Here is a 7,443-nt window from a genome sequence, read left to right on the forward strand (position 1 = left end):
TTGAAGCGGTAGATTAATTATTTTTTAAAAAATTAAAGCTCCATAAAAAGAGAAGACTAATCAGTCTTCTCTTTAAACTCACACAAGTCTTCAATGAGGCATGAACCGCATTTAGGTTTGCGCGCGGTGCACACATAGCGGCCATGGAGAATAAGCCAGTGGTGGACATCCACTTTAAACTCTTTTGGTACCACCTTTTCTAGCTTTTGCTCGACTGCCACTACATCTTTACCCATGGCAAACTTAGTGCGGTTAGAAACGCGAAAGATGTGGGTGTCTACAGCGATAGTCGGCCAGCCAAAGGCGCAGTTTAGTACCACGTTGGCGGTTTTGCGACCCACGCCTGGTAGTGCCTCTAGTGCTTCACGGTTTTCGGGGACTTCGGAGCCGTGTTTGTCGACGAGGATCTGACACATTTTATAGACGTTATTGGCTTTTGAATTAAACAAACCAATGGTTTTGATATAGTCTCTTAAGCCCTCAAGGCCAAGCTCAAGGATCTTTTCCGGTGTGTTGGCAACAGGGAAGAGTTTGCGTGTCGCTTTGTTTACCCCAACATCAGTGGCTTGTGCTGAGAGGGTAACGGCAACTAAAAGCTCGAATGGTGACGAGTATTCTAGCTCAGTTTCAGGGTGCGGATTTTCGTCCCTGAGTCGCGTGAGTATTTCTATACGTTTTTGTTTATTCATAAGATTTACTTGCTAAATTCAATGACGGTAGCATGCGGTTATTTCATTAAGCAGCGATAGTGACGGTATCGCTGCAAATTAGCATTAGTTTAAGTTAGTGACCCGTGCTCTTGGGCCTTTTACTTCTTCGGCTGTTGGCGCAGCTTTAGCTTTGAGCTGAGCGTCGATAATGTTTTTAGCCGCAATCAAAAAGCCAAGCCCTAAAAAGGCGCCTGGTGGCAGGATAGCAACTAAAAATTGATGATCGAATGAGAAGATCTCAATACGCAATACACTTGCCCAGTTGCCAAGGAGTAGCTCGGCACCATCAAATAGTGTTCCTTGACCAATGAGTTCGCGCATTGCACCCAGTACAAATAGCACCAGTGCAAAACCCAGCCCCATCATTAACCCATCCCAAACCGATAACAGTGGACTATTCTTGGAGGCGAATGCCTCGGCACGACCAATAATGGCACAGTTGGTTACGATTAACGGAATAAATATACCAAGGGATTGATACAGACCAAAGGTATAAGCGTTCATGAGTAGTTGAATAACCGTAACAAAGGCGGCGATGATCATGACAAACACGGGAATACGAATGTCTTTTGGCACCCAGTTTCTCACTACAGATACGGTAAAGTTAGAGCCAACCAGTACCAGTAGTGTGGCAATACCAAGCCCTAACGCATTGGTTACCGTTGAAGTTACTGCAAGGAGCGGACATAGGCCCAAAAGCTGTACCAGTGCAGGGTTATTTTGCCATGTACCTTCTTGAAAGAGCGATTTTAACTGACTCATTGTGACACCTCGCAAGTATTAGGCGCGTTAAATAGCGCATCAAAATGAGTTTTGGCAAACCATGCGGCCTGATTTACCGAGGTTACCACAGCGCGTGGGGTAATGGTTGCGCCAGTAAATGAATCAAATTGACCGCCGTCTTTTTTCACATTCATTTTAGGGTCTGCTTCCCCTTCAACTTGAACGCCGTTGAACGTCGTTACCCAAGCCGATTTTGCCAGCTCGACCTTATCACCAAGGCCAGGGGTTTCTTCATGGCGTGTTACACGCACACCTGAGATCAAACCTTGCCTATCGACAGCGGTTAAGACATCGATATTGCCACTGTAGCCTTTCGGGGTGATGTGTCTCACTAAAAGAGCTGAGGGTTCACCATTGAGTCTGGCTCTGTAAATTGTGTGCGGGCCGCCTGGGCCGAGTTCTAAGGCGTTGCTGGTGGTGCAATCCAAATACAAAGTATTGTCGTACTTATCTGCTGCAATAACCTGAGAAAGTAGTTGCATCAGGTGCTGCTGCTCTTGGCTGGCAATTTTATCTTTGGTGAGGTCATTAATCAGTGCGACCGCTCCTGTTGTTGCCAGTGCAAATGCCGCGAGGATGAGGCCATTTTTCTGCATCGATTGAATTATCATGATTTAGCTCCATGACCATAAGTACGAGGCTGAGTGTAATGATCGATAAGTGGTACTGCCATATTCATGATCACAACTGCAAATGCAACGGCGTCTGGATAGCCACCAAATTGACGAATAACATAGACAGTAAAGCCGATTGCCGCGCCGTAAATCAGGCGACCCAAGTTAGTGGTGGAGGCCGACACCGGATCGGTGGCAATAAAGAAGGCACCAAGCATAGCGCCGCCACTTAACAAGTGGAATAGGGTGCCGGGCTCTGACTCAGGCGCAATGATATAGCCAATCGCACTAGCAAGGCCAAGACTGGCAATAAAGGCTACAGGAATATGCCAGTTGATCACTTTGGCTTTTAGCAGGTAAAGACCACCTAGCAAAAAGGCGAGGTTAACATATTGCCAACCAAGTCCTGCAAGCGCTCCAAAACCCTGCTTACTCATCGCCTCATTAACGGTTAAGCCTTGTGAAACAGCGGTTTTTACCGAGTCTAATGGCGTTGCACCAGTCGCACCGTCAATCACCCCTGCACGCCATACGTCAAGTGTAACACCTTGGCTGCTGGACTCGGTAAAGATCATCGCGAGTTGGTCGACAAAGCTTAGCGACTCTAGCGTGAGTGCTTGAATAGGTGACCATGAAGTCATTTGTACAGGGAAGGAGATCAGCAATAATACATAGGCCGCCATGGCTGGGTTGAAAAGATTAAAGCCTAGGCCACCGTATAGCTGTTTTACAATAGCGATGGCAAAAAATGCACCAATGACGGTTATCCACCAAGGGGCTAGCGGCGGAATACTGATGGCCAGCAGCACAGCGGTGAGCCAAGCACTGCCGTCGCTGAGGCTAGGCCATATCGCTCGACCTCTTAGCTTTAGCACTAGCGCTTCAGCAAGGCTTGCGGTAATAAGCGCCAAAGCCAACTGGATCAATACACCAAAACCAAAATAGTAGGTTTGGACTAAGATCCCGGGAATACAGGCTGCCATGACGGTCATCATGATTTTGTTGACCGACTTATGGCTATGATTGTGCGGGGATGAGGCCATGGTTAGTTTCATGACGGTTCATTTCCTTCTTGTTCTTTCGCTTGCTTCTTCGCTTTTGCTCTCGCAATTGCGGCTTTAACGGCGGCTTTTTTACGTGCTTCAGGGCTAGCTTGTTGCTGCTCAGATGTGCCCTCAGCACCTTGCTCTGTACCGCTGGAGTCTGTTTCTGATCCCGCCGTTGGCTCATTTACTTCTTTGTCTTGCTCATTCATGCTTTCGCCAGCTTCTAGTGCCTCTTTAGCGGCTTTCTTGGCCTTGGCTCTAGCGATTGCTGCAGCAACAGCGGCTTTACGTGGATCTTCCTCGGCGCTTTCCGTTGGAGCGGCTTCTGCTTGTTCGCTCACGCTTGCGCCAGCTTCTTCAGCCTCTTTAGCAGCTTTCTTGGCCTTAGCTCTGGCAATTGCGGCTTTGCGTGGATCTTCCTCGGCGCTTTCCGTTGGAGCGGCTTCTGCTTGCTCGACTGTGCTCTCGCCAGCTTCTTGTGCCTCTTTAGCAGCTTTCTTGGCCTTAGCTCTGGCAATTGCGGCGGCAACGGCGGCTTTGCGTGGATCTGCGTCAGCGTTATCGGTTTGAGCGGTCTCTGATTGCTCGCCTGTGCTCTCGCCAGCTTCTTGTGCCTCTTTAGCAGCTTTCTTGGCCTTAGCTCTGGCGATTGCAGCGGCAACGGCGGCTTTACGTGGATCTGCGTCAGCGTTATCGGTTTGAGCGGTCTCAGATTGCTCGCCTGTGCTCTCGCCAGCTTCTTGTGCCTGTTTAGCGGCTTTCTTGGCCTTAGCTCTGGCAATTGCGGCAGCAACGGCGGCTTTACGTGGATCTTCGTCAGTATTATCGGTTTGAGCACTTTGTGAAGCGTCTGCTTGATTGCTTTCGTCAGCTTCTTCCGCCTGTTTAGCGGCTTTTTTGGCCTTAGCTCTTGCAATTGCGGCGGCAACAGCTGCCTTTTTATCGCTTGGCGCTGCATTGATTTCAGGTTCTGGGGTGTCTTCTGCGGCTTCTTTTTTGGCTTTAGCCCGGGCGATTGCAGCAGCTACGGCTGCCTTTTTATCATCTGCTGCAGCTGGCTCAGATTCAGGCGCGGTTTGGGCTGCGGCCTTTTTCGCCTTTGCACGGGCAATGGCGGCGGCTACTGCATCTTTTTTATCTGTGCTTTCAGACTGGTCAGTTTTTTCTTCTTTATATTTACGCGCTTGCGCTTTGCGTTTTGCACGCTCTTCAGCAATGGCACTGTTGTCCGGCTCTAACTTACCATTCTGACCCCGTTTGGCTTTGGCGCGTGCAATCGCAGCTTGGACCGCGGATTTATCTGACTGCTTATCTTTAACGCGTGATAGTGCTTCTTGCACTTTTTCTTTATCTGCGGCTTTTGGCGCAGCACCAGCTGAACGGCGTTTATGTTTATTTTGACGCTCTTCCTGTTCTCGCTCTAAGCGCTCTTTTCTTGCCTCAAAACGCTCTTTAGCACGCTCAGCTTTGACTTGTTCAAGTTTTTGTTCGCGAATGTCGGCTTTGGCCACTCGGTAGTATTGCACCAAGGGGATTTCGCTTGGGCAAACATAAGAGCACGCACCGCATTCGATACAGTCAAAGAGGTTGTATTCCTCTAATTTTTGGTACTCTTTGCCTTTAGCAAACCATTGTAACTGTTGTGGTAATAAGCTTTGAGGGCAGGCATCTGCACAGGCACTACAGCGAATACATGCCTTTTCATCACCCGGGATCGCAAGTTCTTGGTTGTCTGGCGCGAGTATACAGTTGGTGGTTTTGACCACAGGGATCCTAACCGATGGCAAGGTAAAGCCCATCATTGGACCGCCCATGACGACGCGCTGCGCCTCTACTGGTGAAAAGCCTTGCGAGTCAAGCAGATGCTTTATTTCAGTGCCGAGTAAAGCCCACACATTGCTTGGTTGAGTAATGGTATTACCGGTCACGGTAACTACGCGCTCAATAAGGGGTTTCCCCTCAAAAATGGCTTGCCAAATTGCGAACAGCGTTCCGACGTTCTGCACTAGTACGCCGATATCAGCAGGGATCCCAGTACTCGGTACTTCTTTAGAGGTTAATACCTTAACCAGTTGCTTTTCACCGCCAGAGGGATATTTGGTTGGCACACTACGGACTAAGATATCCTGATTATGCTGAGCCGCTGCGGTGATCGCCGCAATGGCTTCAGGTTTATTATCTTCAATGCCAAACAACACTTTTTGTGGTTTCAATATACCTTGTAGCACTTCGACGCCTGCGACGATTTCTTTGGCGTGTTCACGCATCAAACGATCATCGGCTGTGATATACGGTTCGCACTCAATGCCATTAACGACTAAAAACTCAATAGGTTTTGGACTGTCTGCTTTGACATAAGTTGGGAATCCCGCACCGCCCATACCGGCAATACCAGCTTGGTGGATAATATCAATAAGCTGTTTGTTATCAAGCGTGTTTAGGTCACTAATAGGATTCAGTGGTGTCCACCTATCTTCACCGTCTGGGCGCAAAATAATACTGAGCTCAGGTAGCGCGGATGGATGCGCCGATGGCATCGGTTTTATCGCTTCAATGGTGCCAGATGTGGGCGCATGAATAGGAAGCGACCAGTTCGTGCCGGGAGCCGTCAATGCTTGCCCTTTAAGCACGTGCTCGCCCGACTGTACTAGTAAACTGCCGTTTGCACCTATATGTTGCTTTAACGGGAGAATGAGTTTATCCGGCAAAGGTAAACGAGCAATCGGTTGTTGGTTAGATAACGTTTTTTGCTCTGGTGGATGGATGCCACCTGGGAACTGCCACAGTTTTCCACTTTCTATTTGTTCAAGTAATGTTTCCACTTAAACCTCTTAATCAATCTGTGTCACAGGAATGGCGTCTAGCTGCCATTTCCACGTTTGCTTGGTCTGTGCAACTGGGATCATATCAATACAATCAACCGGGCAGGGTTCGACACACAGATCGCAGCCTGTGCACTCGTCAACGAGTACGGTGTGCATTTGTCTGGTTGCACCAACAATGGCATCAACGGGGCAAGCTTGAATGCATTTGGTACAGCCAATACATTCGTCTTCACGAATGTAAGCCACCTTCTTGATCGGCTCTGCGTCTTCTCCACCAGCCAATGGCTTTGCTTCTACGCCCATTAAGTCCGCCAGTTTTTTCACTGTAGCTTCACCGCCGGGAGGGCATTTATTTACGTCATCGCCATTCGCAATCGCTTCAGCGTACGGTCGACAGCCGGGATAGCCGCACTGGCCGCATTGAGTTTGTGGCAGAATGGCGTCTATCTGTTCAACAATTGGGTTGCTTTCAACTCGGTATTTCACTGCTGCATAGCCAAGCACAATACCAAAAATGAGCGCCAGCGCACCAAGTGCAAGTAATGCGTAAAGTAATGTCATATCTAAAACTTAACCAATCCAGAAAAGCCCATAAACGCAAGCGACATGAGTCCTGCGGTGATCATCGCTATCGATGCTCCTTTAAAGGGGGTTGGCACGTCAGCGACAGCTAAGCGCTCACGCAAGGCGGCAAATAGCACCAGAACCATAGAAAAACCAACCGCTGCGCCAAAACCATAAACTGCAGACTCTAAAAAGGTATGGTCTTTCTTAATATTAAGTAATGCAACACCTAGTACTGCACAATTAGTTGTAATTAAAGGCAAGAAAATTCCCAGCAACCGATACAAGGTTGGGCTGGTTTTACGCACCACCATTTCAGTAAATTGCACAACCACTGCGATAACCAAAATAAAACTCATCGTTCTTAAAAAAGTGAGGTCAAGCGGCAACAAGATATATTGATTGACCAAATAGCTGGTGACTGAAGCTAGGGTGAGAACAAATGTTGTCGCTAAAGACATTCCCACTGCGGTATCTAATTTTCCAGATACCCCCATAAATGGGCATAAACCCAAAAACTGAACTAAAACGAAGTTATTCACCAGCACTGTGCCAATGAGCAACAAAATGTATTCGGTCATTCCTGCCTCTATAACTTAGTCACTTTATTCGGGCTACTCCCGATAAATCGAGGTGATAGTTAACTGTATTAAAGAATTTACTGGGTGCAAATTTTGATTTGATTTAATTTTGCTAAAAGCACTTTTCAGTATAATTAAATCGATAGCACCGTTTCGCTCTGTGTTTCTAAATGAAAAAACATACTTTGCAATCAACAGAGTTATGGTCTCTGATTTCGTAAAGCTTTTGCTTAAGGTCTCATGCTAGCAGTTTTCATTTAATTATTGGCAAATAACCCTAACTCAGAGCTCGTTTACTAAGCGGTTTATTGATTTTATTT

General features: G+C 47.6%; 7 protein-coding genes. All 7 read right to left on the bottom strand.

All coding sequences use genetic code 11. The features are described from left to right. Nucleotides 1-56: 56 nt before the first annotated feature. Nucleotides 57-689 carry an endonuclease III gene (gene nth, locus L1D50_RS19670; RefSeq protein WP_128726761.1) on the bottom strand — a complete coding sequence of 211 codons (633 nt, stop codon included), beginning with the start codon at nucleotides 687-689 and terminating at the stop codon, nucleotides 57-59. An 84-nt stretch (nucleotides 690-773) separates the two neighbouring features. Continuing rightward, nucleotides 774-1,472, bottom strand: coding sequence for an electron transport complex subunit E (locus tag L1D50_RS19675; RefSeq protein ID WP_010370368.1), 699 nt, complete (start codon nucleotides 1,470-1,472; stop codon nucleotides 774-776). Continuing rightward, nucleotides 1,469-2,104, bottom strand: coding sequence for an electron transport complex subunit RsxG (rsxG, locus tag L1D50_RS19680; protein ID WP_128726759.1), 636 nt, complete (start codon nucleotides 2,102-2,104; stop codon nucleotides 1,469-1,471). The genes L1D50_RS19675 and rsxG overlap by 4 nt, the downstream gene beginning before the upstream one ends. Continuing rightward, complete coding sequence (gene rsxD, locus L1D50_RS19685) at nucleotides 2,101-3,162, bottom strand: electron transport complex subunit RsxD (protein WP_045990651.1); 1,062 nt, start codon at nucleotides 3,160-3,162, stop codon at nucleotides 2,101-2,103. Before rsxD ends, rsxG begins: the two co-directional genes overlap by 4 nt. Continuing rightward, complete coding sequence (gene rsxC, locus L1D50_RS19690; protein WP_239966640.1) at nucleotides 3,159-5,975, bottom strand: electron transport complex subunit RsxC; 2,817 nt, start codon at nucleotides 5,973-5,975, stop codon at nucleotides 3,159-3,161. Before rsxC ends, rsxD begins: the two co-directional genes overlap by 4 nt. Before the next feature lie 9 nt (nucleotides 5,976-5,984). Next, nucleotides 5,985-6,539, bottom strand: a complete 555-nt coding sequence (gene rsxB, locus L1D50_RS19695) for an electron transport complex subunit RsxB (RefSeq protein ID WP_239966641.1) — start codon at nucleotides 6,537-6,539, stop codon at nucleotides 5,985-5,987. A 2-nt stretch (nucleotides 6,540-6,541) separates the two neighbouring features. Then, on the bottom strand, nucleotides 6,542-7,123 hold the full coding sequence (gene rsxA, locus L1D50_RS19700; protein WP_010370383.1) for an electron transport complex subunit RsxA: 582 nt from the start codon (nucleotides 7,121-7,123) through the stop codon (nucleotides 6,542-6,544). Between the last annotated feature and the right edge of the window lie 320 nt (nucleotides 7,124-7,443).

The sequence above is a fragment of the Pseudoalteromonas sp. Isolate6 genome (genome assembly GCF_022398435.1).
Taxonomy (GTDB): Bacteria; Pseudomonadota; Gammaproteobacteria; order Enterobacterales; family Alteromonadaceae; genus Pseudoalteromonas; species Pseudoalteromonas galatheae.

Bases quoted from the DNA above. Each gene is read 5' to 3' on its own strand.
- nth (WP_128726761.1), bottom strand. From the start codon at position 689: ATGAATAAACAAAAACGTATAGAAATACTCACGCGACTCAGGGACGAA.
- rsxD (WP_045990651.1), bottom strand. From the start codon at position 3,162: ATGAAACTAACCATGGCCTCATCCCCGCACAATCATAGCCATAAGTCG.
- rsxG (WP_128726759.1), bottom strand. From the start codon at position 2,104: ATGATAATTCAATCGATGCAGAAAAATGGCCTCATCCTCGCGGCATTT.
- rsxB (WP_239966641.1), bottom strand. From the start codon at position 6,539: ATGACATTACTTTACGCATTACTTGCACTTGGTGCGCTGGCGCTCATT.
- L1D50_RS19675 (WP_010370368.1), bottom strand. From the start codon at position 1,472: ATGAGTCAGTTAAAATCGCTCTTTCAAGAAGGTACATGGCAAAATAAC.
- rsxA (WP_010370383.1), bottom strand. From the start codon at position 7,123: ATGACCGAATACATTTTGTTGCTCATTGGCACAGTGCTGGTGAATAAC.